Origin of the sequence: Endozoicomonas sp. ALB032 (assembly GCF_049310125.1) — a bacterium.
Taxonomy (GTDB): domain Bacteria; phylum Pseudomonadota; class Gammaproteobacteria; order Pseudomonadales; family Endozoicomonadaceae; genus Endozoicomonas_A.
Map to the genome: position 1 here is coordinate 6,317,035 of NZ_JBLYNW010000001.1, position 19,178 is coordinate 6,336,212.

General features: G+C 48.3%; 9 protein-coding genes. All 9 read left to right on the forward strand.

Features of this window, described 5'->3' with window-relative positions:
* The 9 genes from ACO6VG_RS23745 (at position 1) to ACO6VG_RS23785 (ending at position 18,551) form a co-directional block, all read left to right on the forward strand.
* Positions 1–162, forward strand: coding sequence for a hypothetical protein (locus ACO6VG_RS23745; RefSeq protein ID WP_422134572.1), 162 nt, complete (start codon positions 1–3; stop codon positions 160–162).
* 7 nt (positions 163–169) lie between these two features.
* On the forward strand, positions 170–2,797 hold the full coding sequence (locus ACO6VG_RS23750) for a PABP-interacting PAM2 motif-containing protein (RefSeq protein ID WP_422475905.1): 2,628 nt from the start codon (positions 170–172) through the stop codon (positions 2,795–2,797).
* A gap of 188 nt (positions 2,798–2,985) precedes the next feature.
* The gene (locus ACO6VG_RS23755; RefSeq protein ID WP_422475907.1) at positions 2,986–5,481 is read left to right on the forward strand and encodes a PABP-interacting PAM2 motif-containing protein; all 2,496 of its coding nucleotides are present in this window, start codon (positions 2,986–2,988) and stop codon (positions 5,479–5,481) included.
* 15 nt (positions 5,482–5,496) lie between these two features.
* Positions 5,497–5,658: a hypothetical protein gene (locus tag ACO6VG_RS23760; protein ID WP_422134575.1), complete on the forward strand. Its 162-nt coding sequence runs from the start codon at positions 5,497–5,499 to the stop codon at positions 5,656–5,658.
* A gap of 7 nt (positions 5,659–5,665) precedes the next feature.
* A complete protein-coding gene (locus ACO6VG_RS23765; protein WP_422475909.1) occupies positions 5,666–8,485 on the forward strand; it encodes a hypothetical protein in 2,820 nt (939 codons plus the stop codon).
* Positions 8,486–8,527: 42 nt separating this feature from the next.
* Positions 8,528–10,786, forward strand: coding sequence for a hypothetical protein (locus ACO6VG_RS23770; protein ID WP_422475911.1), 2,259 nt, complete (start codon positions 8,528–8,530; stop codon positions 10,784–10,786).
* Between the two features lie 234 nt (positions 10,787–11,020).
* Positions 11,021–13,462, forward strand: coding sequence for a hypothetical protein (locus ACO6VG_RS23775; RefSeq protein ID WP_422475913.1), 2,442 nt, complete (start codon positions 11,021–11,023; stop codon positions 13,460–13,462).
* A 78-nt stretch (positions 13,463–13,540) separates the two neighbouring features.
* Complete coding sequence (locus ACO6VG_RS23780; RefSeq protein WP_422475915.1) at positions 13,541–16,009, forward strand: tetratricopeptide repeat protein; 2,469 nt, start codon at positions 13,541–13,543, stop codon at positions 16,007–16,009.
* A gap of 79 nt (positions 16,010–16,088) precedes the next feature.
* On the forward strand, positions 16,089–18,551 hold the full coding sequence (locus ACO6VG_RS23785; RefSeq protein WP_422475917.1) for a tetratricopeptide repeat protein: 2,463 nt from the start codon (positions 16,089–16,091) through the stop codon (positions 18,549–18,551).
* The last annotated feature ends 627 nt before the right edge of the window (positions 18,552–19,178 follow it).

The window sequence follows — 19,178 nt, forward strand, 5'->3', positions numbered from 1 at the left end:
ATGCCTGATGACTCAGGCCAGCCTGCCGGGCAAGAAGGATTTATGGACATGATGAGTCGCTATCCGGAAAGTGCGAACCTTGCAGGCTCTCAATATAGACGAACAACCATGAACTTTAATGAGCGTTTGCTGTCCAAGGAGCACAGTTTTACAAAAATGTAATAGTTCTATGGCATATGGACCAACACCGACGACCGGCACTGCGGTCAGTTCCAGCGTTCCGGCAGCAACACCTGAAGCGAGTAAATCTTCCTTAAACCCGAATGCAGAACCGTTTATTCCACGCTCTGAACAGGTTAAGCAAAGTCCGGACACACCCTTATCTGTCAGATACCCACAAACGACTGCAGGCCAGAACATCACTCCTCAGACGTTTCAAAAACAGAGGATAAAAAATTATTCCAAAGAAACTGCAATGAAGGTTAATAACGCTTACGAAGCACTAAAAAAACAAAATTTCATAAAAGCAGAAGAAATATTCCGGACCCTCTTAAGCGAAAACCAGGGCATACAAAGTCAGTTCGGCTATCAAGACATAATCATAGGGCTTGCAAGGTCGCTAAAAGAGCAAACGGTTAACAAACAGATAGAAGCCTGCAATATTCTGAATCAACTCAGATCAGAAGGACCGCTTAATGCATTTGGGGCTTCGACCATTCATAACCTTGATCTGACCCTGAGCCTTTGTGAAGAGAAAATTGGTTTGCAACTGAACGCGGAAGCACGACTTTTGATGTTGAGAAACAAAAGGCTCAATGATAATGAAAATGCCCTGTGTGCGATTTCTGACAATTTTGACGCAGACATTAACATGGCCCGAATATGGCAATTTTTACACAAATGGTCGCTGTCTGAAAAACTCCTGTTGAGCATAAGAGCAGCGCTGATTAATAGCCTGCTGTTGAATCCATACGATGTAGAAAAATTGCGCAGACACCTCCATCTCGTAAATTTGGCTCTGATTCGACTCTGGCAGCTTATGCAAAAATTCCAACTGTCTGAGGGCCTGCTGCTGGAAATGATGGGCAAACATCCCGATGACAGTGAGGACATTCTCTGCAAGCCCTCCGCCCATGATGACATCAACCTGGCTCTGGTGCGTCTCTGGCAGGATATGGGGAAACATAAACAGTCCGAAAGACTGCTGCTGAAAATGAGCAAAAAGCATCCTGAGGACACTGAGGACATTCTCTGTCGGCCCTCTGGGGATCATGACATTGACCTGACTCTGGCAAGATTATGGATAATTATGGGCAAACATAAGCTGGCTGAAAGACTGCTGCTGAGCACTTGTGGCAAGCACCCCGATGAGAGTTGGGACTACCTCTGCAAGCCCTCCGGGCATCATGTTATTGATCTGGCTCAGGTACGCCTCTGGCAGGAAATGGACAAACATGAACTGTCTGGAAGACTGCTGCTGAACATGTGCCACAAGCATCCTCATGACAGTGCAGACAGCCTGTGTAAGCCCACTGGGCATCCTATTATCGACATCGCTCTGGTGCGACATTGGGAGCTGGAGGGCAAATATCAACTGGCTGAAAGACTGCTGCTTAACCTGTGTGGCACACACCCGGATGCCAGTGAAGACAGCCTTTGCAAACCTTGTGGGAATCAGGAAATTGATCTGGCCCGGATGCGACTCGGGCAGCTAATGGGCAAACATGAACGCTCTGAAAGGCTGCTACTGAATATGATTGGCCTGCACCCCAATGCCGATGAAGACAGCCTGTGCAGGCCTTCAGGGAATCATGACATTGATATGGCCCGGGTGCGAGTCTGGCAAGTTATCGGCAAAGATGAACTGTCCGAGAGGCTGCTGCTGAATATGATTGGCCTGCAGCCCGATGCCGATGAAGACAGCCTGTGCAAACCTTCCGGGAATCATGAGATTGATCTGGCTCGGGTGCGACTCTGGCAAGATAAGAGCAAATATGAACTGTCTGAGAGGCTGCTGCTGAACATGAGTGGTAAGTACTTATGTGCCAGTGAGGAGGAACTCTGCAGGCCCTGTGGAAATCATCTCACTGACCTGTCCCTGGCGCGACTTTGGGAGTTCATGAACAAAGATTACCTGACTGAAAGGCTGTTACTGAACATGAGTGGCAAGCACCCCAATGCCGACGAAAGCAGCCTGTGCAAACCTTGCGGGAATCATCTCATAGACCTGTCTCTGGCGCGACTTTGGGAGTTCATGGATAAAAATTATCTGGCCGAAAAGCTATTGCTGAACATGAGTAGCAAGCGCCCCGATGACAGTGACGATCGTCTGTGCATGCCTTGCGGGAATCATCATATAGATCTGGCACTGGTAAGACTCTGGCAGAGAATCGGCAAATATGAATGGGCAAAAGAACTGATCACACGCTGCTGTGATGTATACCCTTCGAGTGAGTGTGAATTAGCACTGTTGAGATTATCTGCCGGGCAAGCAGGATTTTTGGAAATGATCAGCAGGCACCCGGAGAATGCTAATACCCTGCTGACTTGCTCGATCCATTATTTCAGGCTGGCATGTGAGCAAATAACAGAGGGCGTCCCGGAGTCAGGAAAAGATAACTTAAACAAGGCGCTCGAGCTTGTTGAATCAGCATTGGAAAAGTACTCCCCGAGTGCAGGCGCTTGTTCGCAAAAAGCGCATTGTCTCAGAATGATGGGGGCCAGGGAGAAAGAATGGAAGGAGTGGTTCCAAAAAGCCAACTTCCTTGAACCCAACCGATTGCAGAGGAGTAAAACTGATTTTTGGCGAAGCAAAGAAGCCGCTGCCCTTCAGAAGTTATCGAATCTCAAAGAGTAAACAGACATCCTTGAATCTTTATGCCTGATGACTCAGGCCTATCTGCCGGACAAGAATGATTTATGGGTATGATGAGCCGCTATCCGAAAAGTGCGAATACCTTGCAGGCTCTCAATATAGACGAACAACCATGAACTTTAATGTCCGTTTGCTGTCCAAGGAGCACCGTTTTACAGAGATGTATTGCAATGACATACGGACCAACATCAACCAACAGCGCCACGGTCAGTTCCAGCGCTCCGACATTTACGACACCCCAAGCGAGTAAATCTTCCTTAAACCCGAATGCAGAACCCTTTATTCCACGCTCTGAACAGGTTAAGCAAGGTCCGGAAGCACCCTTATCTGTCAGATACCCACAAACGACTGCAGTCCAGAACATCGCTCCTCATACGTTTCAAAAACAGAGGATAAAAGATTATTCCGATGAAACTGCAATGAAGGTTGGTAAGGCCTACGAAGCACTAAAAAAACAAGATTTCATAAAAGCAGAAGAAATATTCCGGACCCTCTTAAGCGAAAACCAGGGCATACAAAGTCAGTTCGGCTATCAAGACATAATCATAGGGCTTGCAAGGTCGCTAAAAGAGCAAACGGTTAACAAACAGATAGAAGCCTGCAATATTCTGAATCAACTCAGATCAGAAAGACCGATTAATGCATTTGGGGCTTCGACTATTCATAACCTTGATCTTACCCTGAGCCTTTGTGAAGAGAAAATTGGTTTGCAACTGAACGCGGAAGCACGACTTTTGATGTTGAGAAACAAAAGGCTTAATGATAATGAAAATGCCCTGTGTGCGCTTTCTGGCAATTTTGACGCAGATATTGCTATGGCCCGGGTATGGCAACATTTACACAAATACTCGCTGTCTGAAAAACTCCTGCTGAACATGAGAGCAGAGCTGATTAATAGCCTGCTGTTGAATCCATACGATGTACAAAAATTGCACAGACACCTCCATCTCGTTAATTTGGCTCTGGTGTTTCTCTGGCAGGATATGGGTAAACATAAACAGGCCGAAACACTGCTGCTGAAAATGAGCAAAAAGCATCCTGAGGACACTGAGGTCATTCTCTGCCGACCCTCTGGGGATCATGACATTGACCTGGCTCTGGCAAGATTATGGATAATTATTGGCAAACATAAGCTGGCTGAAAGATTGCTGCTGAGCACTTGTGGCAAGCAGCCCGATGAGAGTTGGGACTACCTGTGCAAGCCCTCCGGGCATCATGTTATTGATCTGGCTCTGGTACGCCTCTGGCAGGAAATAGACAAACATGAACTGTCTGGAAGACTGCTGCTGAACCTGTGCCACAAGCATCCTCATGACAGTGAGGACAGCCTGTGCAAGCCCTCTGGGTATCCTATTATCGACATCACTCTGGTGCGACATTGGGAGCTGGAGGGCAAATATCAACTGGCTGAGAGACTGCTGCTTAACCTGTGTGGCACGCACCCGGATGCCAGTGAAGACAGCCTTTGCAAACCTTGTGGGAATCAGGAAATTGATCTGGCCCGGATGCGACTCGGGCAGCTAATGGGCAAACATGAACGGTCTGAAAGGCTGCTACTGAATATGATTGGCCTGCACCCCAATGCCGATGAAGACAGCCTGTGCAGGCCTTCAGGGAATCATGACATTGATATGGCCCGGGTGCGAGTCTGGCAAGTTATCGGCAAAGATGAACTGTCCGAGAGGCTGCTGCTGAATATGATTGGCCTGCAGCCCGATGCCGGTGAAGACACCCTGTGCAAACCTTCCGGGAATCATGACATTGATCTGGCTCGGGTACGACTCTGGCAAAATATGAGCAAATATGAACTGTCTGAGAGGCTGCTGTTGAACATGAGTGGTAAGTACTTATGTGCCAGTGAGGAGGAACTCTGCAGGCCCTGTGGAAATCATCTCACTGACCTCTCCCTGGCACGACTTTGGGAGTTCATGGACAAACATTACCTGACTGAAAGGCTGTTACTGAACATGAGTGGCAAGCCCCCCGATGCCGACGAAGGCAGCCTGTGCAAACCTTGCGGGAATCATTTCATTGACCTGGCTCTGGCGCGACTTTGGGAGTTCATGGATAAAAATTATCTGGCCGAAAAGCTATTGCTGAACATGAGTAGCAAGCACCCCGATGACAGTGACGATCGTCTGTGCATGCCTTGCGGGAATTATCTTATAGATCAGACACTGGTTCGACTCTGGCAGAGAACCGGCAAATATGAATGGGCTAAAGAACTGATCACACGCTGCTGTGATGTATACCCTTCGAGTGAGTGTGAATTAGCACTGTTGAGTTTATCTGCCGGGCAAGCAGGATTTTTGGAAATGATCAGCAAGTATCCGGAGAATGCTAATACCCTGCTGACTTGCTCGATCCATTATTTCAGGCTGGCATGTGAGCAAATAACAGAGGGCGTCCCGGGGTCAGGAAAAGATAACTTAAACAAGGCGCTCGGGCTTGTTGAATCGGCATTGGAAAAGTACCCCCCCAGTGCAGGCGCTTATTCGCAAAAAGCGCATTGTCTCAGAATGATGGGTGCCAGCGAGAAAGAATGGAAGCAATGGTTCCAAAAAGCCAACTTCCTTAACTCCAACCGATTGCATAGGAGTAAAACTGATTTTTGGCGAAGCAAAGAATCCTCTGCTCTTCAAAAGTTACGGGATCTCAAAGAGTAAACAGACACCCCTGATATGCCTGATAACTTAAGCCCATCTGCCGGGCAAGAAGGATTTATGGAAATGATGAGCCGCTATCCGGAAAGTGCAAACCTTGCAGGCTCTCAATATAGACGAACAACCATGAACTTTAATGTCCGTTTGCTGTCCAAGGAGCACCGTTTTACAAAAATGTAATAGTTCTATGGCATATGGACCAACACCGACGACCGGCACTGCGGTCAGTTCCAGCGCTCCGGCAGCAACGCCTGAAGCGAATAAATCTTCCTTAAATCCGAATGCAGAACCGTTTATTCCACGCTCTGAACAGGTTAAGCAAAGTCCGGACACACCCTTATCTGTCAGATACCCACAAACGACTGCAGGCCAGAACATTCCTCCTCAGACGTTTCAAAAACAGAGGAGGAAAAATTATTCCAAAGAAACTGCAATGAAGGTTGATAACGCTTACGAAGCACTAAAAAAACAAAATTTCATAAAAGCAGAAGAAATATTCCGGACCCTCTTAAGCGAAAACCAGGGAATAGAAAACCAGTTCGGTTATCGAGACATAATCATAGGGCTTGCAAGGTCGCTAAAAGAGCAATCAGTTAACAAACAGATAGAAGCCTGCAATATTCTGAAACAACTCAGATCAAAAGGACCGCTTAATGCATTTGGGGCTTCAACCATTCATAACCTTGATCTGACCCTGAGCCTTTGTGAAGAAAAAATTGGTTTGCAACTGAACGCAGAAGCACGACTTTTGACGTTGAGACACAAAAGGCTCAATGATAATGAAAATGCCCTGTGTGCGCTTTCTGGCAATTTTGACGCAGATATTACTATGGCCCTGGTATGGCAACATTTACACAAATACTCGCTGTCTGAAAAACTCCTGCTGAACATGAGAGCAGGGCTGATTAATAGCCTGCTGTTGAATCCATATGATGTAAAAAACTTGCGCAGAAAACTCCACACCGTAAATTTGACTCTGGCTCGACTCTGGCAGCATCTGGAAAAATTCCAACTGTCTGAGAGCCTGCTGCTGGATATGATGGGCAAACATCCCGATGACAGTGAGGACATTCTCTGCAAGCCCTCCGCCCATGATGACATCAACCTGGCTCTGGTGCGTCTCTGGCAGGATATGGGTAAACATAAACAGGCCGAAAGACTGCTGCTGAAAATGAGCAAAAAGCATCCTGAGGACACTGAGCACATTCTCTGCAGGCCCACAGGAGATCATAACATTGACCTGGCTCTGGCAAGACTATGGATCATTATGGGCAAACATAAGCTGGCTGAAAGACTGCTGCTGAGCACTTGTGGCAAGCACCCCGATGAGAGTTGTGACTACCTGTGCAAGCCCTCCGGAAATCATATTATTGATCTGGCTCAGGTTCGCCTCTGGCAGGATATGGACAAACATGAACTGTCTGGAAGACTGCTGCTAAACATGAGCCACAAACATCCTCATGACAGTGAAGACAGCCTTTGCAAGCCCTCTGGGCATCCTATTATCGACCTCACTCTGGTGCGACATTGGGAGCTGGCGGGCAAATATCAACTGGCTGAAAGACTGCTCCTTAACCTGTGCGGCACGCACCCGGATGCCAGTGAAGACAGCCTTTGCAAACCTTGTGGGAATCAGGAAATTGACCTGACCCGGATCCGACTCGGGCAGCTAATGGGCAAACATGAACGCTCTGAAAGGCTGCTACTGAACATGATTGGCCTACATCCCAATGCCGATGAAGACAGCCTGTGCAGGCCTTCAGGAAATCATGACATTGATATGGCTCGGGTGCGACTCTGGCTACGTATCGGTAAAAATAAACTGTCCGAGAGGCTACTGCTGAATATGATTGGCATGCAGCACAATGGCGATGAAGACAATGCCGATGAAGACGATGCCGATGAAGACACCCTGTGCAAACCTTCCGGGAATCAAGACATCGACCTGGCTCGGGTGCGACTCTGGCAAAATACGAGCAAATATCAACTGTCTGAAAAGTTGCTGCTGAACATGAGTGGTAAGTACTTTTGTGCCTGTGAGGAAGAACTGTGCAGGCCCTGTGGAAATCATGCCGTTGACCTGTCCCTGGCGAGACACTGGGAGTTAATGGACAAATATTACCTGACTGAAAAGCTGTTACTGAACGTGAGTGGCAAGCATCCCGATGCCGATGAAGGCAGCCTCTGCAAACCTTGCGGTAATCATCTCATTGACCTGGCTCTGGCGCGACTTTGGGAGTCAATGGACAAATATTACCTGACTGAAAGACTGTTACTGAACATGAGTGGCAAGCACCCCAATGCCAGCGAAGACAGCCTGTGCAAACCTTGCGGGAATCATTTCATTGACCTGGCTCTGGCGCGACTTTGGGAGTTAATGGACAAACATTATCTGGCCGAAAGGCTATTGCTTAACATGAGTAACAAGCACCCCGATGACAGTGACGACCATCTGTGCATGCCTTGCGGGAATAATGTTATAGATCTGACACTGGTACGACACTGGCAGAGAATTGGCAAATATGAATGGGCTAAAGAACTGATCACACGCTGCTGTGATTTATACCCTTCGAGTGAGTGTGAATTATCACTGTTGAGCTTATCTGCCGGGCAAGCAGGATTTTTGGCAATGATCAGCAGGTATCCGGAGAGTGCTAATACCCTGCTGACTTGCTCGATCCATTATTTCAGACTGGCATGTGAGCAAATAGCAGAGGACGTCCCGGGGTCAGGAAAAGATAACTTAAACAAGGCGCTAGAGCTTGTTGAATCAGCATTAGAAAAGTACCCCCCGAGTGCAGGCGCTTTTTCGCAAAAAGCGCATTGTCTCAGAATGATGGGTGCCAGCGAGAAAGAATGGAAGCAATGGTTCCAAAAAACCAACTTCCTTGACCCCAACCGATTGCAGAGGAGTAAAACTGATTTTTGGCGAAACAGGGAAGCCGCTGCCCTTCAGAAGTTATCAATCTCAAAGAATAAAAAAACTTCTTTGAACCTTTATGACTGATGACTGTCCAACAGCATAGATTTTCAAGGAATCTACATCATTATGAGTTACGGGCCAACACCTTCAACCAGCGCTCCAGCCGGTTCGGGCACTGAGACATCGCAATCGCCTCAATATTGTGCGCCAGTTTCCTATGCCGATGCGGCAAAAAAGCCTCCATCTACCTCAAATCGGCAAGCTAAACCTCTCAATCCACCGACTCAACTTCCAGAAGGTGTTCGTCAACATTCGAACAGACCCTCAAGGCAAGCAACTGCATACCAGAGTTCTACTCCCCGGACCTTTCAGGCGAAGACCTGCCCTCCTGAGGCGCTTAAAAAAGCGATCGATAGCGCTTTCGCGATGCTCAACAATCAAAATTTCACAGCTGCAGAAAAAGCATTCCGGGCCATCTTAAACGGCAAACATGGCATACCGAACCGGTTCGACAAGCAGGAAGCAACCATAGGGCTTGCAAGATCTCTAAATGAGCAAACCCGCGAAAAACAGATAGAAGCCTGCTCTATTCTGGAAGAACTCAGGTTAGATGGAAAACTTAACAGGTTCGGAGCTTCGACCATTAGTCACCTTGATCTGTGCCTGAGCCTCTGTGAAGAAGCACTTGGAAGATACCTTGATGCCGAAACCCGACTGTTGAGACTGAGAAAAAAAATGCGCGATGCCAATGAGAGAGTCCTGTGCGAACCTTCTCACTATTATGCCGCAGATATTAGTAATGCACGACTGTGGCAGCTTATGGGCAAATACACTCTGGCTGAAACATTGTTACTGAACTTAAAGACAGAACTGACTAAAAACCTGCAGTCAAAACCCTATTCTCCTGCTATATCAAAACTGCGTAAATACCTCGATACCGTCAACATGACCCTGATGCGACTCTGGCAGTTGATGGACAAACATCAAAAGGCTGAACTTCTGATGCTCGACATCATTGGCAAGCACCCCGATGACGATGAGGACGTCCTCTGCAGACGATCTGATCATAAAGACGTTGATCTGGCTCTGACGTTTATCTGGCGGGGGTTGGGCAAGCGTGGGCGCGCTGAGAGGCTGCTGCTGAACATGAGTCGCAAGCATCCCGATGACAGTGAGGAGATTCTGTGTCGCCCCACTGGCCATCGTGCCATTGACATGGCTCTGGTGCGAACCTGGGAAGAAATGGACAAACTTGAGCTGGCTGAAAAGCTACTGCTGAACATGAGTGGAAAGCGCCCCGGTGACAGCGAGGAAGAACTGTGCAAGCCCTGTGGGCATCATGACATTGATCTCTCTCTGGCACTAGTCTGGCAGAGGAAATACAAATATATACGAACTGAAAAGCTACTGCTGAACATGAGTGGAAAGCACCCCGGTGACGGCGAGGAAGCACTGTGCAAGCTCTCTGAGAATCGCGAAATTAACCTGGCTCTGGTTCGATTTTGGGAACTGAAGGGCAAATATGAACTGGCTGAAAAGCTGCTGTTGAACATGAGTCGCAAGCATCCCGGCGCCAGTGATGAGATCCTGTGCAAGCCCTGCTGGCAGCTGGAAATTGATCTGACACTGGTGCGACACTGGGGGATCTCGGGCAAATATCACCTCTCTGAAAGACTGCTGCTTAACATGAGTGGCAAGGACCCCCATGACAGTGAGGAGATCCTTTGCAAGCCTTGTGGAAATCATGATATTGATCTGGCGCTGGCGATGCTCTGGGAGATGATGGATAAACCTGAACAGACTGAAAGACTGTTGCTGAACATGGGTGGTAAGCAGCCCGGTGACGACGAAGACAGCCTGTGCAAGCCCTCTGGCAATCATGAGATTGACCTGACTCTGGCACGCTGCTGGGAGAATACAGGCAAATTTGGACGGGCTAAAAGACTGCTTGAGCGTGGCTGTGAATTCTATCATTCGATTGAATTTGAACTCTCACTATTAAAGTTACCTACCGGGCAAGAAGGATTTATGGAAATGATCAGTCGCTATCCGGAAAGTGCCAATACTTTGCTGGCTAACTCGGTCCATTATTTCAGCCTGGCTTGTGAGCAGATCATTCAGGATGACCCGGAGTCAGGACAAGATAACCTTCATAAGGCTCTGGAATTTGTGGAATCGGCACTGAAAAAATACCCACCGAGTGCGGGAGCTTTTTCCCAAAAAGCGCACTGTCTCAGAATGCTGGGGAAAAGTGAGCAAGAATGGAGGGAATGGTTTGATAGAGCGAGAGCCTTTGACTTCAGACGGGCACAGAGGGCTAAAACTCATTTTTGGCGAAACAGGGAGGCCGCTGCCCTTCAGAAGTTATCGAATCTCAAAGAATAAAAAAACATCCTTGAACCTTTATGACTGATGACTGTCCAATAAGTACCTAACCAGTTGGTTTCGCATATTCTGGACGGCGGCTTTTTCCATCCTTCTGCGTTCCAACTCTGGTTGCGTAGCTATGGCTACGCGCCCGTCGTTGCGCCTTGAAGGATGAAAAAATCCACTCGCCAGAATATGCGAAACCAACTGGCCAGGTACTTAAGCATAGATTTTCAGGGAATCCACATCATTATGAGTTACGGGCCAACACCTATAGCCAGCGTTCCAGCCAGTTCGAGCACTACGACGTCGCAATCGTCCCAGTATTGTGCGCCAGTTTCCTATGCCGATGCGGCAAAAAAACGTCCTTCTAATTCAAGTCGGGAAGTTAAACCTCTCAATCCACCAACTCAACTTCCAGAAGGTGTTCGTCAACATTCGACCAATCCCTCAGATATTTCAGGCCGGCAGGCATCTGTCTGCCAGCCTGCCAAGACATCTCAGCCATCACGGTATTGTGCGTCAGGTTCCTATGCCGATGCGTTAAAAGGGCGTAGATCTACCTTAAATCCGAACACTGAAACGTTTATTCCACATTCGCAACTTCCCCATGGTGGTCATCAACATTCGAACAGACCCTCAAGGCCAGCAACTGCATACCAGAGTTCTACTCCCCGGACGTTTCAGACATGCCCTCCTGAAGCTCTTAAAAAAGCGATCAATAGCGCTTTCGCAATGCTCAACAATCAAAATTTCACAGATGCAGAAAAAGCATTCCGGACCATCTTAAACGGCAAACATGGCATACCGAATCGGTTCGACAAGCAGGAAGCAACCATCGGGCTTGCAAGATCTCTAAAAGAGCAAACCCACGAAAAACAGATGGAAGCCTTCTCTATTCTGGAAGAACTCAGGTTAGATGGAAAACTTACCAGGTTCGGAGCTTCGACCATTAATAACCTTGATCTGTGCCTGAGCCTCTGTGAAGAAGCACTTGGAAGACACCTTGATGCCGAAACTCGACTGTTGAGACTGAGAAGAAAAAGGCGCGATGCCGATGAGAGAGCCCTGTGCGAACCCTCTAGCTATTATGTCGCAGATATTAGTAATGCCCGACTGTGGCAGCTTATGGGCAAATACACTCAGGCTGAAACACTGTTCCTGAACATAAAAAAAGAACTGATCAAAAACCTGCAGTCGAAACCCTATTCTCCTGCTACATCAAAACTTCGTAAACACCTCGATACCGTCAACATGGCCCTGATGCGACTCTGGCAGTTGATGGACAAACATCAAAAGGCTGAACTTCTGATGCTCGGCATCATTGGCAAGCGCCCCGATGACGATGAGGACATACTCTGCAGGCCATCTGATCATAAAGACGTTGATCTGGCTCTGACGTTTATCTGGCGGGCGTTGGGCAAGCGTGAGCGGGCTGAGAGGCTGCTGCTGAACATGAGTCGCAAGCATCCCGATGACAGTGAGGAGATTCTGTGTAGCCCCACTGGCCATCGTGCCATTGACATGGCTCTGGTGCGAACCTGGGATGAAATGGACAAACTTGAGCTGGCTGAAAAGCTACTGCTGAGCATGAGTGGAAAGCGCCCCGGTGACAGCGAGGAAGAACTGTGCAAGCTCTGTGGGCATCATGACATTGATCTCTCTCTGGCACTGGTCTGGGAGAGGAAATTCAAATATATACGAACTGAAAAGCTACTGCTGAACATGAGTGGAAAGCGCTCCGGTGACAGCGAGGAAGCACTGTGCAAGCTCAGTGGGAATCGTGAAATTGACCTGGCTCTGGTTCGATTTTGGGAGCTGACGGGCAAATATGAACTGGCTGAAAAGCTGCTGCTGAACATGAGTCGCAAGCATCCCGGCGCCACTGAAGAGATTCTGTGCAAGCCCTGCTGGCAGCTGGAAATAGATCTGACACTGGTGCAATACTGGGAGGTCTCGGGCAAATATCGCCTCTCTGAAAGACTGCTGCTTAACATGAGTGGCAAGGACCCCGATGATAGTGAGGAGATCCTTTGCAAGCCTTGTGGAAATCATGATATTGATCTGGCTCTGGTGATGCTCTGGGAGATGATGGATAAACCTGAACAGACTGAAAGACTGCTGCTGAATATGAGTGGTAAGCACCCCGGTGACGACGAAGACAGCCTGTGCAAGCCCTCTGGCAATCATGAGATTGACCTGACTCTGGCACGCTGCTGGGAGAATGCAGGCAAATTTGGACGGGCTAAAAGACTGCTTGAGCGTGGCTGTGAATTCTATCATTCGATTGAATTTGAACTCACACTATTAAAGTTACCTACCGGGCAAGAAGGATTTATGGAAATGATTAGCCACTATCCGGAAAGTACCAATACCTTACTGGCTAACTCGGTCCATTATTTCAACCTGGCTTGTAAGCAGATCATTCAGGATGACCCGGAGTCAGGACAAGATAACCTTCATAAGGCTCTGGAATTTGTGGAATCAGCACTGAAGAAATACCCTCCGAGTGCGGGAGCTTTTTCCCAAAAAGCGCACTGTCTCAGAATGCTGGGGAAAAATGAGCACGAATGGAAGGAATGGTTTGATAGAGCAAGAGCCTTTGACTCCAGCCGGACACACAGGGCTAAAACTCATTTTTGGCGAAACAGGGAGGCCGCTGCCCTTCAGAAGTTATCGAACTCCAAAGAATAAAAAAACTTCCTTGAACCTTTATGACTGATGACTGTCCAACATGTCAGCAGCATAGATTTTCAGGGAATCTACATCATTATGAGTTACGGGCCAACACCTTCAGCCAGCGCTCCAGCCAGTTCGAGCACTTCAACATCGCAATCGTCTCCATATTGTGCATCAGGTTCCTATGCCGATGCGGTAAAAAGACGTCTATCCACCTCAAATCGGGAAATAAAATCTCTTACTCAACCGGTTCAACTTCCACAAGTTGTTCATCAACGTTCCACCTGTCCCTCAGATATTTCGGGTCGGCAGGCATCTGCCTGCCAGCCTGCTACGACATTGCAACCGTCAGGGTATTCTGCGTCAGGTTCAGATACCGGTGCATCAAAAGGGCGTAAATTTACCTTAAATCCAAACGCTGAAACGTTTATTCCACGTTCGCAACGTCCTCATGGTGGTCATCAACATTTGAACAGTCCCTCAAATACTCCAGACTGGCCAGCAACTGCATACCAGAGTTCTACTCCCCGGACCTTTCACCCAGAGGCGAAGACCTGCCATCCTGAAACTCTTAAAAAAGAGATCAAAAGCGCTTTAGCAATGCTCGACAATCATAATTTCACAGGTGCAGAAAAAGCATTCCGGGCCATCTTACACAGCAAGCATGGCATACCGAATCCGTTCGACAAGCAGACAGTAACCATAGGGCTTGCAAGATCGCTAAAAGAGCAAACCCGCGAAAAACAGATGGAAGCCTGCTCTATTCTGGAAGAACTCAGGTTAGATGGAACACTCGACAGGTTCGGAGCTTCGAGCATTGGTAACCTTGATCTGAACCTGAGCCTTTGCGAAGAGGCACTTGGAAGATACTTTGATGCCGAAACCCGACTGTTAAGACTGAGAAGAAAAAGACGCGATGCCGATGAGAGAGCCCTGTGCGAACCCTCTCGCTATTATACCGCAGATATAACTCATGCCCGACTGTGGCAGTCTACGGGCAAATACACTCTGTCTGAAACATTGTTACTGAACATAAAAACAGAACTGATTAAAAACCTGCAGTCAAAAGCCCACTCTACCGCTACATCAAAACTGCGTAATCACCTCAATACCGTCAATACGGCCCTGATGCGACTCTGGCAGTTGATTGGCAAACATCAAAAGGCTGAACTTCTGATGCTCGAAATCACTGGCAAGCGCCCCGATGACGATGAAGACATACTCTGCAGGCCATCTGATCATAAAAACATCGATCTGGCTCTGACGTTTATCTGGCGGGCGTTGGGCAAGCGAGAGCGGGCTGAGAGGCTGCTGCTGAACATGAGTCGCAAGCATCCCGATGACAGTGAGGAGATTCTCTGTAGACCCACTGGCGATCGTGCCATTGACATGGCTCTGGCGCGAACCTGGGAAGAAGAAATGGACAAACTTGAGCTGGCTGAAAAGCTATTGCTGAACATGAGCGGAAAGCGCCCCGGTGACAGCGAGGAAGAACTGTGCAAGCTCTGTGGGCATCATGACATTGATCTCTCTCTGGCGGTATTCTGGCAGAGGATGTACAAATATATGCGAACTGAAAAGCTACTGCTGAACATGAGTGGAAAGCGCCCCGGTGACAGCGAGGAAGCACTGTGCAAGCCCTGTGGGAATAGTGAAATTGACCTGGCTCTGGTGCGATTTTGGGAGCTGACGGGAAAATATAAACTGGCTGAAAAGCTGCTGCTGAACGTGAGTCACAAGCATCCCGGCGCCAGTGAAGAGATCCTGTGCAAGCCCTGCTGGCAGCAGGAAATTGATCTGACCCTGGTGCGATACTGGGAGGTCCTGGGCAAATATCACCTCTCTGAAAGACTGCTGCTTAACATGAGTGGCAAGGACCCTGATGGCAGTGAGGAGATCCTTTGCAAGCCTTGTGGAAACCATGATTTTGATCTGGCTCTGGCGGTGCTCTGGGAGAATATGGATAAACCTGAACGGACTGAAAGACTGCTGCTGAACATAAGTGGTAAGCACCCCGATGACGACGAAGACAGCCTTTGTAAGCCCTCTGGCAATCATGACATTGACCTGATTCTGGCACGCTGCTGGGAGATTACAGGCAAACATGAACGGGCTATAAATCTGGTTGAGCGTGGCTGTGAATTCTATCATTCGAATGAATTTGAACTCACACTGTTAAAGTTTTCTACCGGACAAGAAGAATTTATGGAAATGATTAGCCACTATCCGGAAAGTGCCAATACCTTGCTGGCTAACTCGATCCATTATTTCAGCCTGGCTTGTCAGCAGATCATTCAGGACACCCCGGAGTCAGGGCAAGATAACCTTCATAAGGCTCTGGAATTTGTGGAATCAGCACTGAAGAAATACCCACCAAGTGCGGGAGCTTATTCGCAAAAAGCGCACTGTCTCAGAATGCTGGGGAAAAATGAGCAAAAATGGAAGGAATGGTTTGCTAGAGCGAGAGCCTTTGACTCCAGCCGGACATACAGGTCTAAAACTCATTTTTGGCGAAACAGGGAAGCCGCAGCCCTTCAGAAGTTGTCGAATTCCAAAGAATAAAAAAACCTCCTTGAACCTTTATGCCTGATGACTGTCCAACATTTCCAACAGCATAGATTTTCAGAGAATCTCCATCATTATGAGTTACGGGCCAACACCTACAACCAGTGCTCCAGTGAGTTCGAGCATCAGGACATCGCAATCGTCTCAATATTGTGCGCCGGGTTCCTATGCCGATGCGGCAAAAAAGTCTCTAACTACCTCAGGCCGGGAAACTAAATCTCTTACTCAACCGGCTCAACTTCCACAAGTTGTTCATCACCGTTCCACCAATCCCTCAGATATTTCGGGTCGGCAGGCATCTGCCTGCCAGCCTGCTACGACACTACAACCGTCAGGGTATTGTGCGTCAGGTTCAGATACCGGTGCATCAAAAGGGCATAAATTTACCTTAAATCCAAACGCTGAAACGTTTATTCCACGTTCGCAACTTCATCATGGTCATCAGCATTCGAATAGACCCTCAAATACTCCAGACTGGCCAGCAACTGCATACCAGAGTTCTACTCCCCGGACGTTTAACCCGGAGGCGGAGACCTGCCCTCCTGGAGCGGTTAAAAAAGAGATCAAAAGCACTTTCGCAATCCTCAAAAATCAAAATTTCATAGATGCAGAAAAAGCATTCCGGACCATCTTAAACGGCAAGTGTGGTATACCGAATCGGTTCGAGAAGCAGGAAGCAACCATAGGGCTTGCAAGATCTCTAAAAGAGCAAACCTGCGAAAAACAGATGGAAGCCTGCTCTATTCTGGAAGAACTCAGGTTAGATGGAACACTCAACAGGTTCGGGGCTTCGACCATTAACAACCTTGATCTGACCCTGAGCCTTTGTGAAGAAGCACTTGGAAGACACCTTGATGCCGAAACCCGGCTGTTGAGACTGAGAAGAAAATGGCGCGATGCCGATAAGAAAGCCCTGTGCAAACCTTCCCGCTATTATGACGCAGATATTACTCATGCACGACTGTGGCAGTCTATGGGCAAATACACTCTGGCTGAAACACTGTTACAGAACATAAAAACAGAACTGATTAAAAACCTGCAGTCAAAACCCTACTCTCCTGCTATAGCACAACTGCCTAAATACCTCGATACCGTCAATATAGCCCTGGGGCGACTCTGGCAGTTGCTGGACAAACATCAAAAGGCAGAACTTCTGATGCTCGACATCATTGGCAAGCGCCCCGATGACGATGAGGACATACTCTGCAGGCAATCTGATCATAAAGACGTTGATCTGGCTCTGACGGTTATCTGGCGGGCGTTGGGCAAGCATGAACGGGCTGAGAGGCTGCTGCTGATCATGAGTCGCAAGCATCCCGATGACAGTGAGGAGATTCTGTGTAGCCCCACTGGCCATCGTGCCATTGACATGACTCTGGTGCGAACCTGGGATGAAATGGACAAATTTGAGCTGGCTGAAAAGCTACTGCTGAACATGAGTGGAAAGCGCCCCGGAGACAGCGAGGAAGAACTGTGCAAGCCCTGTGGGCATCATGACACTGATCTCACTCTGGCACTACTCTGGCAGAAGAAATACAACTATATACGAACTGAAAAGCTACTGCTTAACATGAGTGGAAAGCGCCCCGGTGACAGCGAGGAAGCACTGTGCAAGCTCTGTGGGAATCGTGAAATTGACCTGGCTCTGGTGCGATTTTGGGGGCTGGTGGGCAAATATAAACTGGCCGAAAAGCTGCTGCTGAACATGAGTCGCAAGCATCCCGGCGCCAGTGAAGAGATCCTGTGCAAACCCTGCTGGCAGCAGGAAATTGATCTGACACTGGTGCGATACTGGGAGGCCTTGGGCAAATATCACCTCTCTGAAAGACTGCTGCTTAACATGAGTGGCAAGGACCCCGATGACAGTGAGGAGAGCCTTTGCAAGCCTTGTGGAAACAATGATTTTGATCTGGCTCTGGCGATGCTCTGGGAGATGATGGAAAAACCTGAACGGACTGAAAGACTGCTGCTGAACCTGAGTGGTAAGCACCCCGATGACGACGAAGACAGCCTTTGCAAGCCCTCTGGCAATCATGACATTGACCTGACTCTGGCACGCTGCTGGGAGATTACAGGCAAACTAGGACGGGCTAAAAGACTGGTTGAGCGTGGCTGTGAATTCTATCATTCGAATGAATTTGAACTCACACTGTTAAAATTATCTGTCGGGCAAGAAGGATTTATGGAAATGATTAGCCGCTATCCGGAAAGTGCCAATACCTTGCTGGCTAACTCGATCCATTATTTCAGCCTGGCTTGTGAGCAGATCATTCAGGATAACCCTGAGTCAGGACAAGATAACCTTCATAAGGCTCTGGAATTTGTGGAATCAGCACTGACAAAGTACCCACCGAGTGCGGGAGTTTATTCCCAAAAAGCGCACTGTCTCAGAATGCTGGGAAAAAGTGAGCAAGAATGGAGGGAATGGTTTGATAGAGCGGAAGCCTTTGACTCCAGCCGGACATACAGGGCGAAAACTCATTTTTGGCGAAACAGGGAGGCCGCTGCCCTGCAGAAGTTATCGAATCTCAAAGAATAAAAAAACTTCCTTGAACCTTTATGACTGATGACTGTCCAATAAGTACCTAACCAGTTGGTTTCGCATATTCTGGACGGCGGCTTTTTCCATCCTTCTGCGTTCCAACTCTGGTTGCGTAGCTATGGCTACGCGCCCGTCGTTGCGCCTTGAAGGATGAAAAAATCCACTCGCCAGAATATGCGAAACCAACTGGCCAGGTACTGAGCATAGATTTTCAGGGAATCTACATCATTATGAGTTACGGGCCAACACCTACAACCAGCGCTCCAGCCAGTTCGAGCACTGCGACATCGCAATCGTCTCAATATTGTGTGTCTGGCTCCTATGCCGATGCGGTTAGAAAACGTCTATCTACCTCTAATCGGGAAACTAAATCTCTTACTCAACCTGCTCAACTTCCACGAGGTGTTCGTCAACATTCGACCAATCCCTCAAATATTTCGGGTCGGCAGGCATCTGTCTGCCAGCCTGCTAAGACATCTCGGCCGTCACAGTATTGTGCGTCAGGTTCAGATACCGGTGCATCAAAAGGGCGTAGATCTACCTTAAATCCGAAAGCTGAAAGGTTTATTCCACGTTCGCAACGTCCTCATGGTGGTCATCAACATTCGAACAGTCCCTCAAATA